The following is a 17,434-nucleotide window of genomic DNA, read 5'->3' on the forward strand; positions in this document are numbered from 1 at the left end:
GCGTCTCTACAAATGGTCTATTTGTCGCATTCTTTTGTTAAATTGGTATTATTTATAAACCAATTTTTTAACTAATAGAGGCTAACAACTTTAGTTGTTAGCCTCTATTTAGATATTAAACTCTGACATTTACATAACGAGCAGGAACTCTAACTTTAACCCACCTGTTACCGCGTCGTACTGTTTCCCAATGTGCAGGAATTAACTTCCGTTGATATCGGGCAACAATAGGTTTACGCACAATAGCAGTTCTATGAACATTGGGTCTGACAATGATTTCTGCTGCTGATGCTTGTGACGGTAAGGAGGAAATTGCAAATGGGAGAGCAAGTAATGTACCTAATAGAATACGTTTCATATTCAAATCTCCATCAATTAATTTGTTTGAGTTTTATACAGCATTTATCAATAAGTTGTGAACAGATATTCTTACTCATTAGCTTTACAGTAAGTTTTGTTTGTTACACGACTTAATTGATTTGCTGTATTGCTCTCAGTTTAAAATGCTGAATAAGAAAACACAGTGTAATAAAGTCATAATGTCAGTATGACTTTATTCACATTTTAAACTTTGGACAAAAAAAAGGAGTTTAAAATTACTCCTTTTTAGTATTATTTTTTACTTAATTATGTATATTTACAGGATTCTGTATGCAATCATTCCAATCAATACGGCAAGACCTAGCGCTCTGCGAAAATAATTAACGCCTTGAAATAGCTCCATCCACGCCCAAGTAAACAAGGCGCCATTTGCCACAAAGTCTAACACTGTATTGATTTTACCAGTTGTAAAAACCAGAGTGAGTAAACTAGCTACTATCCAAAGAATAAGTGGTGGGTTTGGCATTTGAGCCACAACAATTTTGCCACTGCTGTCACGGAAGGTTTTATCAACTAACGTGTTTTCCATTGTTTGAAATTACTACTTAGGTAAAATTATTAACTTGCAAAAATTACGGAGTAATTTATTGATGATAGGCTGAGATTTTATTGCAAGTCATTTAATAAAATTAAAACATTAAACCAATTCTATTTTCACCCATCTAATTGCTGAGATTAGAGCAGTAAAGGATATTCATATATGACTATATTGAAAGACATACTTGTAGCAATTCAATTAACGATTGCAACACATCCTTGGGTAAAGATGCGATGAATCGGGGTAAAGACGCGATTCATCGCGTCTCTACAAATGGTCTATTTGTTGCATTCTTCTTTCCAATTGGTATTACACAAATGCCAATACGTATTTTTTTACTTTATTCTCTTCGTCCTTAAAATAGAAAAGCCTCCCATTATGGGAGGCTGAAAAGTTAGCGGAGACAACTTATTAAACTACAGCGATCGCTCCTCCTAATGCAGAGAAAATGGCGGAGACGAATGCCGTGGCAAACAGCCACCACGCTGCTGTAGCTGCGGCTTTGCGGGTTTCTTCTGCTTGCCGCTGTGCTTGATGCTTTACCTGTTCTAGACGGCGTTGGGCTTCATGCTGTATGCGTTCTGCACGTTGCAATACTGTGTTGCGTGCCCGTTCAATTTGGTCGATGATCCGATTGGCATCTTCTTCGGAGATATCCTCACGAGAACTCATGATTGCCACTAGGGTATCACGGTCAAAGGAGGACAAGCGATCGCGCAGGGCATCGAAACCTGCTTGGGGATCGTCAAAAACTGTGCGAATATCGCGCTTAATACTATCATAGTTAAGTTCTGGGCGATCCAGGGAGTTGAGATAGTTGCGAATGCGAGCAAAAACCCCATCAATTGCATCTTGAATGCCGCGTTGGATGCTGCGCACTTGTTCGACAAATTGATCCCTTACGGACACTATATTATCGGCAATCCGTGCTGCTTCTTCATCAGAAATATCTTCCCGAATTTTCAGCAGGGCAATGATGGTATCACGGTCAAACTGGGAAAGGCGATCGCCAAAACTTTCTACGCCGACTCGCGGATCGTGCAACAATAATTGCAAGTCGCGTTTGATACCTTCAGGATTGAGTTCTTCTTTACCAGTTTGGCGCAGATACTCTTCTAGATAACCTTTGAATGATTCTACTCTTTGCTGTGTACGGCTAGCTAGGCGACGAGGCGCGCGCACAAAGTTACGAATTGAAGTTTGGATGGAATCAATGATTTCATTGACTTGTTCTTCACTCAAGTCTTGGCGTTGACTGAGCAATTTCACCAGTGTATCCCGGTCTACCTGTGACAACCGACGGCGCAATGCGACGGCTCCTTCTTTGGGATTTTCAAACAATCTGGTCAAATCTCGCTGAATACCTTCAGGATTGAGTTCTTGTTTGCCAGTATTTCGGAGATAATCTGCGATCGTTGTTGTCACAGAGTCGTATTGCTCTTTAGCTTTATCGGCTACAATTTGAGGTGTGTGGCGAATATTATACCATGATTCCTCAGTAGCATTGATGATTTGATTAACTTGATCTTCACTCAAATCTTGCCGTTGACTCAACAATTGTACTAAGGTATCGCGGTCAAAGCGAGACAAGCGTGCCCGAATTGAGCTAATTCCAGCTTGCGGATCTTCAAGTAGCTTTTTGAAGTCGGCGCGGATGCCATCCGGATTCAGTTCTGATTTGCCGGTGTTACGCAGATATGATTCTACATTTAACCACAGCGTTTCTGCTTGATATTGTGCCTGTTCTGCTAGTCCTTTGGATTCTACCAAAACGCGATCGCGTTGTTTTTCCAACTCATCGACAATGCTATCTACTTCATATAACTGGACATCATTACGTTGTAGCAATATCTGCCGAATTTCTTGACGGTCAAGGTGAGCTAGCCGCAATGTCAGGGTTTCATAATCTGCCTCTGAGTCTTCCAACAGTGGTTTAAAATTCTGCTCGATGCCTTCGAGTGTCAAATCTGCCTTGGGAGTCACGAGCAGATAACTTTCTACTGCGCGTTGCAAGTCTTGGACTATATCTCTTTCTTCAATAGCTCTGACTGTTACTAGCACTTCTTGGCGGACAGTTTCTAGCTGATTAGCAATGCGTTGAATTTGACCTTGAGTCAGCAATCCCCGTTGTTGCAAAATTTTGACGAAATCATTGCGGGATAGTCGTTCTAGTTCCCTACGGACGATTCCAGGATCGGCTGCTGGATCGTAAATGACATCATGAAATTCCTGGGCAATTCTTTCTGGACTCAGTTGCCAAGCATAAGTATTGTATAAGTAATTTTCGACATCAGCCCGAATTGGGCTATAGGGTTGTGATGGTGTTGACAAGCCTAACTTATCTGCTTGTTCGGTGACTTTATCTTTAGCGCTAGTAAGACTACCTAAGATTTTTTCTACATCCAAATCAGACAAATCTGCACGTCCCAACACAATGCCGGTTAAGGCAGATAATCCTTGCTGGAGTGTACTTTGAATTGGCCCGCTAGCTGCTTTTTGGTCAGATTCTTTGGAACCACCCTTTTCTGCTAGTAACCGTTCCAACTTGGCGTTGAGTTCATCTGTCTTGCTTTGTCCTGCTGGGAGTGATTTCAGATAATCGATCAACTCACCCAAACGGTCTTGGGTGGCTGGTTGCTGACTTACCACTTGCTGCCAAACTTTATACAAGGTATCAGCAATGCGGCTAACGTCTTTTTTGGAAAGATCGGTGCGGCTGCTGACTAACTCGATAAACTTTTGGCGGTCGATGTTGCGGATATCTGGAGTCCCAGCGATCGCTTTGAATTGCGGATCGTTGAGTAAATTTTCAAAATCACTCCGAATCTTTGACACATCGAGTTCTGGAGGACGTATCTTATCTAAGTACTCTTCAATGTTTTCTCGGATACTTACGGGGTCGATGGCGCTTCCTAGTTCTCGACGGACAGCGGCGGCGGCGGCTTCAGCTGTGGCTACCACTTGGTTATTTACAGCTTTCGCACCTAGTGCGGCGGTAGCAGTCCCCATAATCGCTTGAAACCCAGATGTTGCCGTATTCACAACTGAGCCAATTAAGGAGCCTACGGTGGTGGAACTTACCCAAACTAGGAGCAAAAAGTAGGCACCCCAAATTACTAAGCCGAGAGTCGCTCCCAATCCTCGGTCTGAGATGACAAGGCTCAATTTTACTGCTAGGTAAGAAGCGATTAATAAGGCGACAGTCACAGTGACTAATGTCCAAATTCCCACTGCTGTGCCGATTTTGCGAATATTGCCGCCCAAACTTCCGACTTCTCCATTATCTGAATCTGAGTCAGATGAGTGCCCCAGGTAGGAAATACCGGCTGCAAGGGAGAGATTAGTTAGAACTAATTGGAAAGCAAAGGCAAGAATCACACCGGAGATTAAAGCCACAAAAAAGCGTGGGCCCGAAAAGAGAACCGATGCTTGTTCTGGTGTGACGTTTGAGCGTTCTACTGGAACCTGTGCTAACCACAATAGTGGTTTATAGAGTCCCACCATGATTTCCGTACTTTGGAACATTGGATTTCCTTCTACCTACTAAGTTTAAATTTGGGGGAATTAAGAATTTTTTGAGAAGCAACTCTTAGTATTTATTATGTTTGTACTTATGGCAATACCTAATTCTTTAGATCACAATCGTAGAATTTACCTCTTGAAAGCATCTCTCCAAAGGCTGAAACCCTCATCCAGCGGAAGATATAACTTTTGCTATCTCTTGATAAAAAACATAATTAAATGGCAAGCAATTTTACTTACTTTACTGCTAATTTTAATTTTAATTGTTTAACTGATAGTGAGTAACTCTATTTTCAAAATAGTTTACTTTTAAAGAGTTTAGATTTATTTAAATATCTGTTTTTATCACCCTCTCTAGGTGGATTTATTTATAATAATACGTTTGAGCATCGGTCAACAGAAGTGCTTGTCTTTTATGCCTATAGACAGAAAGCATTCTAGTTATTAATAGCTACATTAAAGTTAACAAACGAATTGTTGAGGCAAGGAAATGGCAACTCCTTTTTTTAAAGATTTGCCAATAATATCAACAGAATATAATAGTTGCGATCGCAATCATTTTCTGTTTGATTAGACTCCTCAAGCCTAAATTTTAAACAGTCGTTTTGCAATGATTGGCTTTCTTGCCTATTTAATTTGGGATTTAGTTAGCTATAGAGTTTTGCACTTGATTGGTTACGAGAGCATTTAAAGAATAAAAACCAACTTGATTAGGAAGGAAAAAACAATGAAAACTCGTTCCTCTACTGATTTACCAGCTGTAGCACCGGAATACAACGGCATAGACCGGAATGCATTTTTGTTTGGTTGGACTCCTCAAGCCGAAATTTGGAATGGTCGCTTGGCGGCTATTGGCTTTGTTGCCTATTTGCTTTGGGATTTAGCTGGTTATAGCGTCTTGCGTGACGTTTTACATCTGATTGGCTACTAGAAACTAAACACCTAAAAACCTATTAGATTTTGGAGAAAAAAATGGCAACTCAAGAAACTCGTCCTTCTACTGATTTACCAGTTGTTGCACCGGAATACAACGGCATAGACCGGAATGCATTTTTGTTTGGTTGGACTCCTCAAGCAGAAATTTGGAATGGTCGCTTGGCGGCTATTGGCTTTGTTGCCTATTTGCTTTGGGATTTAGCTGGTTATAGCGTCTTGCGTGACGTTTTACATCTGATTGGCTACTAGAAACTAAACACCTAAAAACCTATTAGATATTGGAGAAAAAAATGGCAACTCAAGAAACTCGTCCTTCTACTGATTTACCAGTTGTAGCACCGGAATACAACGGCATAGACCGGAATGCATTTTTGTTTGGTTGGACTCCTCAAGCAGAAATTTGGAATGGGTCGTTTGGCAGCAATTGGCTTTCTAGCCTATTTGCTTTGGGATTTGGCTGGTTATAGTGTCCTGCGCGACGTTTTACATCTGATTAGCTACTAGTAGTTCGCCAAGCGAACGCAAGCGGGGTAAAGGGGAAGGGGGAAGGAGGAAAGGGTTTAAATCCCTTACCCTTTACCCTTTTCCCTTTCCCCAGCACTCACCCAGCATTTTTGGGTTGCCAGACTGCTAGTCGTCTGCCACAAACATTATCACAGGTTAAGATATGTTTGTAGTAAGCACTTAAGTGCTTATAGCGCTTCCCATTCAGAGACGGTACAAGATTGCACCAATTTGGCAAATTTACCAAGATTGTTAATTCGTAGGTTGGGTTTTGTTCTTCAACCCAACCTACAGGTTTTTATTTTTTAGCCTTAGCAGTATTGCATTGGCTTCTATAAATGCTTGCCAGTTTTCCACATACTACTTATGGAAGTTTATTTATTGAGTAGCAAAAAAGTCACTTACAACTAGGTGACTTTTCTACGATCAAAATTTGACAAAAATTACTGAAATTTTAAAGAGTGATTATTCATCAATACTACTGGGAATACCCAAAACAGCACAGGGAAAATTAGAACCTAGAGCTTCAATCATTGGATGATTGACAGAGTTACAACCTAGAAACAGAATATCAGCCGCTTCTGATTCAACAACTTTGCTAAGTTCTGTAGAAATGCAGCCAAACCGCAAATGAGATTTGAAAGAACCCTGCCATTCTTCAGCCAAACTCCGGGCTTGCCAGAGAATTATATCTGCTTGTTGTAGAGGAGCGATCGCTGTCTGTAATTTAGGTTGAGTCAATACCTGTGTGACAGACTTTGATACTTCACTAACTTCACATTCTAATGAAGATTGTTGTTGGGGAAAACTCAAGATATTTGGATACTGATTGCTTTGATTATTTTCCACTACATAAACGGCTTGAACTGTAACTTCTGTATTGGTGGCCAAACGTGTTTGATGGGCAATCCAAAAGGCAATATCTAATGCCGTATGACTGTTGGGAGATGCATCATAAGCAACAATTAGATTAATTGCTTTCGCCTTTTGAGGTTTTTTAGAAAAAGGTTTGTTTGGTTGTGGCAACAGTACCATTTGTTCAATTAAGTCATCTCGGCCTGTGGCACTTTGCAGACGTGCTAACATTGGCTTAATTTGCACAGCTTTACTTCTCCTAATGAAATGAATTAGCAATGAGAAGCAGGGCGACCAATTTTATATTTTGAATTTCGGCTAGGCTCAGTCCTTCCCTGCGGGACGCTACGCGTAGCCTTGCTTCCCCAGAGGGGTACGACTTCGCTCAGGAACCATCGAAGGATTTTAGATTGAGTGACGATAACCAAAATTTCAAATCTTAAATTAGTCAAGGAAACCCCAATAATAACTGTATTACAGCCAAGGTCTTGGGGGTTCCTTCCATTGCCTACGGAGTTAGCTGACGGGCTAAGACTGGAAGGTGTCTCTCTCTTAAGAGTGCTGAGTGCTGAGTGCTGAGTTAATATTAATAATTATTAACTTCTGACTCTTAACTCCTCATTTTCTATGAGATACGCCCCACACACAATATGGTTCCTCCGTTCCAAATGCAGCTTTCATGGATTTGAATTAGGCTACCCGCTAAAAAAATGATAATCTAATTTACTCGTCTTGGGCAAAATATCGATCGAGGAAATTTAAGGCGTGGTTGCGGAGTTCAAAATACTCTTTTGAGTTTCGCATAGCGGCGCGATCGCGTGGATGCTCAAAAGGAACTTCTAAAATCTCCCCGATATTAGCAGCTGGCCCATTGGTCATCAAAACGATGCGATCGGACATATAAATTGCTTCCTCTACATCGTGGGTAATCATCATCACTGCTTGACGATTATTTTCCCAAATATCCAATACCTGCCGCTGTAATTTCCCACGAGTTAGTGCATCTAGTGCCCCAAAAGGTTCATCCATCAGCAACATTTTGGGACGAATCGCTAAGGCTCTGGCAATACCTACTCTTTGTTTCATACCTCCAGAAATTTCATCAGGATATTTGTCAGCCGCCGCCGTCAAGTTTACCATTGCCAAGTGTTCATTTACAATGCTAATTTTCTCGGCACGATTAGCATTTTTTAGCACTTCATCTACGGCTAAACGGACATTTTCTCGCACTGTTAACCAAGGTAACAGCGAATAGTTCTGAAATACCATCATCCTTTCGGCTCCTGGCTCACGAATTTCTTTTCCATCTAGCCTGACTGAACCGGAAGTTGCTTTTTCTAAACCAGCTACTATCTTTATGAGAGTTGATTTCCCACAACCTGAGTGACCAATTACAGAAATAAATTCATCTTCATCAATCGTTAAATTGACTTTATCTAAAACGACAAAGTTATCTTTATCAGGTGTCGGATAAGACTTGACTAAATTTTCAATTTCTAAAAATCCAGCGCGGGGTATAACTTCGGTCTGGGTATTAATAGGTAATGAGGTATATTCCATCATCAAAGGCTCCGGAAATAATTTAGTCAATCAATATTTGAACTTGGGAATTAAGACATGAAAAAACGAGTGGGAGCGTTAGCCCTGATGGCAAAACTATTCAGATAACCCACCGGATCGCTGGGGTCGAAGCCTTTCTTATCTATAAATACCTCTGGTGGTTCGACCTTGTAATCATCCTTGGGACATTGGATGCCCATTTCCGATGCTATCTCCCGATATAAATCTGCTCTCCAGCCAAGTTCTGCTAGTTTCTCGGCATTTTTGGGGAATTGCTTGATTTGTCCCCACCGCGCTGCTTGTGTCATCAACCAGATACTTCTCGATCTCCATAAGAATGTGGAGTGTTCTCCTGGCTGTTTTGGAAGGTTGTCAGGAATATCGAAGAAAATCGTGGTGTCAGCGGCTTCGATGGTGCGGTCTTTGCCGTCAAAGCCGCCATAGTTATAGTTGCCGAGAATTCCCGGACTTGTAAATTTTGCGATAGGGGCATCTTTCTTTTTGGGTCTTGCACCTGTAAAGGAACGTTCTGTAAGCAGTTCGGCTACTTCTTGACGGTTTTCTACTTTGCTGCAATATTGGCAAGCTTCAATCATTGCCTTGACTAGAGAACGATAGGTTTTGGGATATTTGTCAATGAAAGATTCCATCACGCCCAACAAACGATCTGGGTGTCCCAACCAGACTTCTTTACCTTGTGCAAAGGTAAAGCCGATGTTTTCGTTACCTGTTATTGCTCGTGTATTCCAAGGTTCTGCAACCATGTAAGCTTGCATGGCACCAATCCGCACGTTTGTTACCATTTGGGGTGGCGGAACGATGATGATCCGAAACTCCTTAAGCGGATCGACACCAGCAGCAGCGGATAGGTAGCGGACAAAGTATTCATAAATAGCCGAACTCAGCACTACTGCCCAAACTTTTCCTTCTGGCGGTTGCTTGTCAAAGTAGCCTCGAAAATCGCGCCCAAAGGCTTCTAGCGCGCCATCACCATATTGTTCTTGGTATTCGTACCACGGACGCAGCCCAAAATCCCACATGGCTTTGTCCATTGTCATGGCATTACCGTGGCGATGGATGGTCATGGCTGCACACAAGGGAGCGTGGCGTGCGCCTTCAGCACCAATTCTGGCGTTGGTGACGGCACCAGATACCACGGGCGAAGCATCCAGGCGACCAAAAATTACACCGTCGCGGGAGGTGGCCCAACTGGCTTCGCGGTTGAGTGTAACGTTCAAACCATATTTGCGGAAGAAGCCTTTTTTCCAGGCGATCGCAAATGGCGCACAATCATTAACGGGAACGTAACCAACTGTAAGATCGGGTTTTTCTAGGTCGCTGCTTTTAACTACTGGTTGCACAGCTAAGGCTTCTTCGGTCAATCCTTTGGCCGATCTATCTCCTGAAATGCCACAGGAAGACAGCGTCATTCCCGCCGTTGTTGCTCCTATTCCCTTGATAAAATCTCGTCGAGTCCAGTTAATATCACCCATTCTTGTAGCTCCATTGGTGATTAATTGCTCACGCTTCAGGCGCAGAGTCTCGTTAAATCTTGCTGTTTTGATAGCAGGCTAATTTTGTTAGTTGGAAGTTTTAGGACGATGGGTTACTAATCCTTGGATTTTGCCCACGGCATAATCCAGAATTAATCCAGTTAAGCCAATTATGAACACAGCTAAAAAGACTGAGCTTAAGTTTAAGCGACTCCATTCATCCCAAACAAAGAAGCCGATACCAATACCGCCTGTAAGCATTTCTACGGCAACAATTACTAACCAAGCTATCCCTAAACTAATTCGTAAACCTGTAAAAATATACGGCAAGCTTGCAGGCCAAATTATTTTTGTAATCCGTCGCCAACGGGGCATTTCGATGACTCGTGCTACATCTAAATAATCTTGGGGAACGCTAGAAACTCCTAAGGCGGTATTAATAATTGTTGGCCATAAAGAGGTAATAAAGATGACAAAAATGGCTGAAGGATCTGCTAAATTGAAAATTGCTAAGGCGATGGGTAGCCAAGCTAGGGGCGATACAGGTTTAAAAATTTGCACGATCGGATTGAGCGCTAGCATTGCCGATTTGGACATGCCAATTAGAAACCCCAGAGGAATCGCTACTACCGCACCCAACAAAAAGCCTATTAATACCCGGCGCAGACTTGCTATTAACAACCAACCAATTCCTAAGTTGCCTGGGCCTCGCTCATAGAAGGGATTTAAAATGTAGTCGAGATTAGCGATTAAAGCTTCTGGTGGGGTGGGCATCAATTCATGGTTGGCAAGTGCAACAATCCACCACAACACAATTATTCCCAAGAAACCCAATATAGGTAGAAAGAAAACATCCCTAACAATAACAGGTTTTGTTTTTTTCCAAGCAGCTTGTCCAGCGATCGCGGCGATCGCAGCCAAATTTAGTTGAAATATCATTTACGACCTCAACAGATTTAAGTGCAGGTACAAAAAATCCGAGCAGTACCAGCCTTGGGGGACACCGATGAGATCGGAACATCATAAATAATGCCGTCTCTTCAGTCTCCTCTCAATGCCTACGAAGTTAGCTGACGGGCTAGGGCTGAGAGATGCCCTTCACAAGAAAGTTATGAGTTATGAGTTATAAGTTATGAGTTACAAATTTAAGTATTTAGTAAACTAACTTCTAACTCCTTACTTCCAACTCCTCACTTTCTATGAGATACGCCCCACAATTTGGTTCCTCCGCTCCAGCGTTATGCACTGTGACACGCCGAATTAGGCTGACTTACTCTAATGGATACTAAATTATGCACAATATAACATCGATCCTCAGTAAAAGCCATCTATCTTATGAAAAATATTGTTTATTTTAATACTTAAATTAAGCATTAATAATTAGTTATCAGTATTAAATAATACTCAAGTTTCTAGTTTGGTTGTGAGTGAACTCCTTGCACAGCCAGCTAAACAATATATTCAAGTCCAGTATCAAGAATATTACGTGCTTAATTAATATTTTTTAATAGAAAACAAAAGATACTGATAAAATTTTATATACGGCTACTTAATTAGCAAATAAAATAACATATATAATCTATTCCTTTTGATAGGTGAACTAAATTGTTAAATTTGGTAAAAATCCACTGCACTCGCTAAACTAATTGGATATGGAAGTTTACTCATCTATCTTTTAGCTGAATTTAACATAATGGATTTTAGTCAAGTACTGGCTGAGAAAACGGATAGCATCGTCGATAAATGGATTTTAGCGGTTCGCAAGGATAGACGGATTGAAAGTGCTGACGATCTATCTTATACAGCGGTAAAGGATCACGTCCCTGATGTTTTGAAAGCTATGGTGACAGTGCTTTCAAAATTTCAGGATAATGATATTCAGTCAATAGTTACTGCCAGTTTTCAGCATGGAGCTATTCGTGCCGAACAAGGCTTTGATCCAGCAGAAATCGCTAGAGAATATCATCTGCTGCGAACAATAATACTTGATACTCTACAAGCAGATTTATTAGAGGGAACACCTGTAGAGATAATTCGTTCTATGCGTTTGATTGACGCTATCCTAGACGAAGCGATCGCTCGATGTTTCAAGAGTTATGTTGAAGAACGCTTGCGGGAATTACAGCAGTTGCAAGTATCACTAACGCTCCATAATGAGGAACTCACGCGGTTAATTAGCGCCAATCAAGAGTATCTTTCTCAACTAGCCCACGAATTAAAACATCCTCTAACTTCTATTATTGGTTATTCGGATCTGTTTTTACGCCAACAACGACGAAAGGCTGATATAAAAGACAACTATACTAATTTAGAACATATTGAGCGGGTACTACGCAATGGTAGACAGTTACTCCATTTAATCAATGATGTACTAGAACTTTCGCGTTATGAGGCAGGACAGATAAAAATCCAATTAGCGCCTACCGATGTGCGGGAATTAATCGATAATATCTGTCAAATGTTGGAACCTTTAGCTGCGGGAAAAAATTTACAAATTGTAGTCGATTGCGATCGCATCCCTGAAAAATTAATCACAGATTCTTTTCAGTTGCAACAAATTGTTACAAATCTTCTTAGTAATGCGATTCGTTATACAGAGTCGGGGACTATTATCATCATGTGTCAGGTGTTGGAGAAGCAGAGATGGGCGATCGCAGTTTCTGACACTGGAATTGGCATTGCACCCGAAAACCAAGCCCAGATATTTGAACCCTACTTTCGCGTCAGTTCTAGCGATCGCCCCTATCTTCCTGATAGTACAGGATTGGGATTAGCGATCGTCTCACGTTTAGTAAAACTATTGCAAGGTCAAATTAACCTAGCCTCCCAGGTAGGCGTTGGCTCTACTTTCACCGCGATTTTTCCTTTAGAAGTGGAGCTTTAAAAGCGACTGGAAGTCGCGGCTACACAAAGCAAAGTCCACCTACGTGGACTAATACTAAATTAAGGATTTCAAATCCACCTCTGTGGGTTTTGTCCGTATTAACAGCGATTTACAATCGTCGGTGCTTTACAAACGTATCTTACAGATGGTTGGCATCATCTCCATTTTTTATTTTTCTATTTCATCTATTTCTTTGGGAACCCCCGCAGTTAACACCTCATGTCCTCCAGGTGTAACTAACACATCATCTTCAATCCGAATGCCAATCCCAACCCATTGAGGATCGGTCTGTGGCTGGTCTTCTGCTAGTTTGGTATCTGGCACAATATATAATCCTGGTTCCACTGTCAAAATTTGACCTGGTTGTAAAATCTGTGGTTTGTCTTCACCATGCTGATAAACACCGACATCATGAACATCCAAACCTAACCAATGACTGGTGCGATGCATATAATATGGTTTATATTTCTCTTCTTCAATTAACTTATCAATTTCACCTTTGAGGATGCCAAGTTCGACTAAACCTTCTGTGAGAACGCGCACTGCTGTATCGTGAACTAACTTGAAAGGATTACCTGGTTGGACTTGAGCGATCGCTTGTTTTTGCGCCTCCAAAACAATCTCATACAATGTCTTTTGTTCTGGCGTAAACTTACCTCCAACCGGAAATGTCCGGGTAATATCCGAGTTGTAATAACCGTAAGCACAACCGGCATCAATTAGCAGTAATTCTCCATCCTGCATTTGACGATTATTTTCAATGTAATGGAGTACGCAAGCATTGACACCAGATGCCACAATCGAAGGATAAGCAGGTCCCATTCCACCCCGGGACTCGAAAGATGCGTTCCATCTCCGCTTGGATTTCGTACTCATAACGTCCCGGCGCGGCGATTTCTTGGGCGTAATTGTGTGCTTCGGTGGCGATCGCAGCTGCTTGACGCATCAATTCCAACTCAGCTTCGCTTTTGAGCAATCTCATGCTGTTGAGAACAGGGCCAGTATCTTCAATAGCGATCGGCCCAGTACCGCGCTTCGGATAAGTCCGCAGTAAACTTTGATAATGTTTCAGGATTTGATCGTTAAAATTGCGATCGCGTCCTAAGTGATAGTAAATCCGGCTGGCTTTTTCTAAATACTGCGGTAACTTTTCATCTAATTCTTTAATGGGATACGCTTCATCAGCACCATAAATTTCCTTGGCTGCATCTACCCCACAAAGATAACCAGTCCATACTTCTTTTTCGCGATCCTTCGGTTGGACAAACAGCACAAACCGATGTTCTGCATGATGCGGCGCTAACACTGCTACTGCTTGTGGTTCATTGAAACCAGTCAAGTAAAAAAAATCACTTTCTTGGCGATAAACATACTCGACATCGTTGTGCATCACTGCCATTGGCGCACTGCAAAAAATGGCTGTTCCATCACCAATTTTTGCCATTAATTGCTCGCGACGCTGCCGATATTCTGCTTGCATAGTTGATGTACTTTTAAAAAGTATTGTAGTATTTGACACTTTTAGCGACTAACAAATGCACAGATGATGCCTCTTAATAGCTGCTAATCTAAGTTATTCTAACCAATATTTGTTTCCACTCAACTGATAAATCAGTGGAGAATAATCAATTATCTCGAAAGACTCAGATACCCGACTTCTAAAAGAAGTCGGGTATCTTGTTGTTATCGAAGATTTTAGGATATTTATGAAGTTAAATAAGTTTTAAACGTTGATTTTATACAAACTTTGGTATTTTATAAATTTAGCAACACACAGTAAAAAATATGTCTACTCAACCCTTAATAAAAAAAGCGATCGCTTACGTAACCAACAAAGATGAATTAATGGTGTTTACACATACTGACTTTCCTGAAGCTGGTGTGCAAGTACCTGCTGGTACAGTTGAAGAAAGTGAAGAGCCATCTGAAGCTGTACTGCGGGAAATTTATGAAGAATCTGGTATTAAGGGAGTTCGCATTATTGAGTTATTAGGTATTTATCAATACAATATGACTCCCTATCGTAATGAAATTCAAGAACGTTATGTTTATCATCTCGAATTAATTCAGCCTACACCATCTACTTGGCGGCATTGGGAAATACATCCAAGTACGAGCAAAAACCCTATAGCCTTTGATTTTTCTTGGGTTAAATTAGATAGCTCAGATTTAAGACTAGCCGGTGGTCAAGGTTATTTTTTATCTAAGCTTGTTCACAAAATAAAAACTAGTCAGGATTCAGTTATTACTTAAGAAAGTGTCAATGAAACAAATTAAGATTATACAAAATATGTTAGGAATAATGTAGCGATCGCTTCTATCTTAATTAAGCCTATCTAATTATAGATCAAATTCGTAGATAGATTTTTTATACAACCTTCAAATGTCAAAGAAAGTAGATAAAACAATCATTTTTATATATAAATAATCATATATTAATTACAAAATATATTTTGCAAATGCTTATATAGAACTTGAAAATTTTAGAATAATAGTTTAAAACAAACAAAGATTTATCTTCAAAGAGTGACATTAATAAATAAAAAATAGTTATAAAAAAAGTTTGAAAACCAGGTAAATGTTATTTCGTTACAGAAAGAGATTGGCAAAAAAAGTTAAAAAAATATGACAGCCAATAATAAAAATTCACCATGCCTGTAAATCAAAATTCCTCACCCTTAGCTTTGAATACATCTCGATTAGCATCAGAGTCTTTTGCAAAATCAGAAATCTTGACAACTTCTCTGAAGAGTTTAAATTATGATTTAGGGTTTGGAAATAAGAGTTCTTCGCTAGCACTAGAAAGTCAACCGATAACTGTGCCTGTTAAAACATCAGCAAATCCCAATCCTAATCCTTACTTAACTAGTGCGGCGATTACTCCTGACTTTAACGGTGATGGTAAAACAGACAAAGTTTGGGTCAATTCTTCAACAGGTGAGATTATCATTCGGTTGATGGATGGCACAAAAGTTATCGAACAGGGTTCTTTGGGTCAATTTGACCTATCCGCCTATGATTACAAAATTGCTGACTTCAATGGTGATGGCAAAACCGACTTCTTATTACGCAATAAGACAACCGGTGAGAATAGCGTTGTCCTGATGGATGGCACCAAAGTTGGTAGTGCGGCTGCTTTAAGTAGCGTCGATCCAGCTTGGACTCCTCAGATTGGCGATTTCAATGGCGATCGCAAAACCGATATCTTCTGGCATAATACCACAACTGGCGAGAATGCTATTTGGGAGATGGATGGCACTACAGTTCTGAATGCAACTGTTTTAGACACTACAGACGCAGCGTATACTCCTACCATTGTTGATTTCGACGGCAATGGTAAGAGTGACATCTTCTGGCGCAATCAGACAACTGGCGATAACGTCGCTTGGTTTATGGATGGTACGCAAAAGACTGACTTTGCTCTACAATCACAAGATGCCGCCTGGACTCCTAGCCTTGGTGATTTCAATGGTGACTTTAAGACAGACATTCTGTGGAGAAACGCTCAAACTGGTGAGAACAAGGTTTGGACGATGAATGGCATTTTAGTCACAGAAGGTGCTTTAAAGACACTTGACCCAGCCTGGACTTCCAAAATTGGCGATTTCAACGGTGATGGCAAGACTGATATCTTCTGGCACAATGGAACCACAGGTGAGAATACTGCTTGGTTGATGGATGGCACAACAGTTGCAACTGAAGCTTTCTTACCAGCTAATAACGCAGCCTTGACACCATCACTTGGCGATTTCAACGGCGATGGCAAGACTGATATCTACTGGCGCGATCAGACAGCAGGTACAGACACCATTTGGACTATAAATGAAACGACAGCAGTTGATAATCCCATCAGCGACGCAGATAAGCTGACCGGAGAGTGGTATACGTTCTAAAATCAGAATTCAGAATTCTGAATTCTGAATTCAGGAGATGGAGGCAGGAGTCATGATTTTATCCCTGCTTCCCCTGCTTTTTTCCCAGTTCCCTTTATTCAAAATTTGTAACTTAAAACTTGAATCTCGCTATTCTCCGGCAAATCTTTAGGGCTAATAGAAATACTATCTCCATTGCTACGCCGCACTTTCATACCTTGCATCAAGGTCAGAAAATTATCTAGTGGTGAAAGATCGCATTTAGCAGCATCAGCAGCCTGTGTCCGGTAATGAGTCGGAATCACTAACTTGGGATTTAATACTTGAACAGCCTGCTTTGCTTCTTCAGCATTGTAGGCTTTTGCACTGCCTCCCACTGGAATAAATGCCACATCGGGACGCCCCATCAGGATTTTTTGCTCAATAGAAATGGGTGCAGCAGCCCCGCCTAAGTGTAGGATATTAATTCCGCCTTGCTTCCAACTCCAAGCAGTATTTGAGCCAAACTGCTTACCACCTTTGCGATCGTGGTCTATGGCAATTCCTTGGAATTTAATGCCTTTAAACTCATAAACTCCTGGTTCGTAGATGAGTTTTGCATTTCCCGGTAATACATCCACAGCACCTTCATCTAACAGTTGGCTGCTAATCAGAACCAAATCTGCTGCAACTTTTGGGGGACGATACCCAGCTGTGCAACCGATTGACCGAAATGGATTGACGAGAACTTTCGCACCACCACCAGTAAAAAGAAAGCAAGTATGACCCAACCACTGAACTGATAAACCGCTAGATTGTGCGTCAGCTTGAGATTCAGAACCCAAGGTAGTAACTAAAGCTGTTACCAACCCCGCCCCAGCATAGCCCATCAACTGTCGTCGTTTCATTA

13 protein-coding genes, 2 pseudogenes and 2 riboswitches are annotated in these 17,434 nt (G+C 41.1%); of the genes and pseudogenes, 6 read left to right on the forward strand and 9 right to left on the reverse strand.

Going from position 1 to position 17,434, the window contains the following annotated elements; genetic code table 11:
* Positions 1-115 precede the first annotated feature (115 nt).
* The 3 genes from NSTCB13_RS19045 to NSTCB13_RS19055 all read right to left on the reverse strand — a co-directional run bounded on the left by NSTCB13_RS19045 (position 116) and on the right by NSTCB13_RS19055 (position 4,444).
* Positions 116-358, reverse strand: coding sequence for a hypothetical protein (locus tag NSTCB13_RS19045; protein WP_445631256.1), 243 nt, complete (start codon positions 356-358; stop codon positions 116-118).
* A gap of 279 nt (positions 359-637) precedes the next feature.
* Positions 638-910, reverse strand: a complete 273-nt coding sequence (locus tag NSTCB13_RS19050; protein ID WP_448273496.1) for a hypothetical protein — start codon at positions 908-910, stop codon at positions 638-640.
* A gap of 420 nt (positions 911-1,330) precedes the next feature.
* On the reverse strand, positions 1,331-4,444 hold the full coding sequence (locus NSTCB13_RS19055; RefSeq protein ID WP_448273497.1) for an MFS transporter: 3,114 nt from the start codon (positions 4,442-4,444) through the stop codon (positions 1,331-1,333).
* Between the two features lie 724 nt (positions 4,445-5,168).
* Between NSTCB13_RS19055 and NSTCB13_RS19060 the strand changes: the two genes are divergently transcribed.
* The 3 genes and pseudogenes from NSTCB13_RS19060 (at position 5,169) to NSTCB13_RS19070 (ending at position 5,881) form a co-directional block, all read left to right on the forward strand.
* Positions 5,169-5,372 carry a high light inducible protein gene (locus NSTCB13_RS19060; RefSeq protein WP_448273498.1) on the forward strand — a complete coding sequence of 68 codons (204 nt, stop codon included), beginning with the start codon at positions 5,169-5,171 and terminating at the stop codon, positions 5,370-5,372.
* 41 nt (positions 5,373-5,413) lie between these two features.
* Positions 5,414-5,626, forward strand: a complete 213-nt coding sequence (locus tag NSTCB13_RS19065) for a high light inducible protein (protein ID WP_445631252.1) — start codon at positions 5,414-5,416, stop codon at positions 5,624-5,626.
* A 41-nt stretch (positions 5,627-5,667) separates the two neighbouring features.
* Positions 5,668-5,881: pseudogene (locus NSTCB13_RS19070) on the forward strand (high light inducible protein).
* Positions 5,882-6,346: 465 nt separating this feature from the next.
* Here NSTCB13_RS19070 and NSTCB13_RS19075 read toward each other — a convergent pair.
* The 4 genes from NSTCB13_RS19075 to ntrB all read right to left on the reverse strand — a co-directional run bounded on the left by NSTCB13_RS19075 (position 6,347) and on the right by ntrB (position 10,728).
* Positions 6,347-6,967: a universal stress protein gene (locus NSTCB13_RS19075; RefSeq protein WP_445632083.1), complete on the reverse strand. Its 621-nt coding sequence runs from the start codon at positions 6,965-6,967 to the stop codon at positions 6,347-6,349.
* A 259-nt stretch (positions 6,968-7,226) separates the two neighbouring features.
* A riboswitch (cyclic di-AMP (ydaO/yuaA leader) is annotated at positions 7,227-7,443 on the reverse strand.
* Positions 7,444-7,459: 16 nt separating this feature from the next.
* Positions 7,460-8,296, reverse strand: coding sequence for an ABC transporter ATP-binding protein (locus NSTCB13_RS19080; protein WP_448274189.1), 837 nt, complete (start codon positions 8,294-8,296; stop codon positions 7,460-7,462).
* A gap of 50 nt (positions 8,297-8,346) precedes the next feature.
* A complete protein-coding gene (locus NSTCB13_RS19085) occupies positions 8,347-9,789 on the reverse strand; it encodes an ABC transporter substrate-binding protein (RefSeq protein WP_445631250.1) in 1,443 nt (480 codons plus the stop codon).
* A gap of 87 nt (positions 9,790-9,876) precedes the next feature.
* Positions 9,877-10,728, reverse strand: a complete 852-nt coding sequence (gene ntrB, locus NSTCB13_RS19090; RefSeq protein ID WP_448273499.1) for a nitrate ABC transporter permease — start codon at positions 10,726-10,728, stop codon at positions 9,877-9,879.
* Between the two features lie 101 nt (positions 10,729-10,829).
* A riboswitch (cyclic di-AMP (ydaO/yuaA leader) is annotated at positions 10,830-11,066 on the reverse strand.
* Positions 11,067-11,482: 416 nt separating this feature from the next.
* Between ntrB and NSTCB13_RS19095 the strand changes: the two genes are divergently transcribed.
* The gene (locus NSTCB13_RS19095; RefSeq protein ID WP_448273501.1) at positions 11,483-12,673 is read left to right on the forward strand and encodes a sensor histidine kinase; all 1,191 of its coding nucleotides are present in this window, start codon (positions 11,483-11,485) and stop codon (positions 12,671-12,673) included.
* A 168-nt stretch (positions 12,674-12,841) separates the two neighbouring features.
* Here NSTCB13_RS19095 and NSTCB13_RS19100 read toward each other — a convergent pair.
* A pseudogene (locus tag NSTCB13_RS19100) lies at positions 12,842-14,153 on the reverse strand (aminopeptidase P N-terminal domain-containing protein).
* 305 nt (positions 14,154-14,458) lie between these two features.
* Here NSTCB13_RS19100 and NSTCB13_RS19105 point away from each other — a divergent pair.
* Both NSTCB13_RS19105 and NSTCB13_RS19110 read left to right on the forward strand, forming a co-directional pair.
* Positions 14,459-14,926, forward strand: a complete 468-nt coding sequence (locus NSTCB13_RS19105) for an NUDIX hydrolase (protein ID WP_448267357.1) — start codon at positions 14,459-14,461, stop codon at positions 14,924-14,926.
* A gap of 398 nt (positions 14,927-15,324) precedes the next feature.
* The gene (locus tag NSTCB13_RS19110; RefSeq protein WP_448267358.1) at positions 15,325-16,566 is read left to right on the forward strand and encodes an FG-GAP repeat domain-containing protein; all 1,242 of its coding nucleotides are present in this window, start codon (positions 15,325-15,327) and stop codon (positions 16,564-16,566) included.
* Positions 16,567-16,664: 98 nt separating this feature from the next.
* On the opposite strand, the gene NSTCB13_RS19115 is transcribed toward NSTCB13_RS19110, so the two are convergent.
* Positions 16,665-17,432 carry an MBL fold metallo-hydrolase gene (locus NSTCB13_RS19115; protein ID WP_448267359.1) on the reverse strand — a complete coding sequence of 256 codons (768 nt, stop codon included), beginning with the start codon at positions 17,430-17,432 and terminating at the stop codon, positions 16,665-16,667.
* Positions 17,433-17,434: the final 2 nt, after the last annotated feature.

The organism is Nostoc sp. DSM 114160, assembly GCF_053470305.1.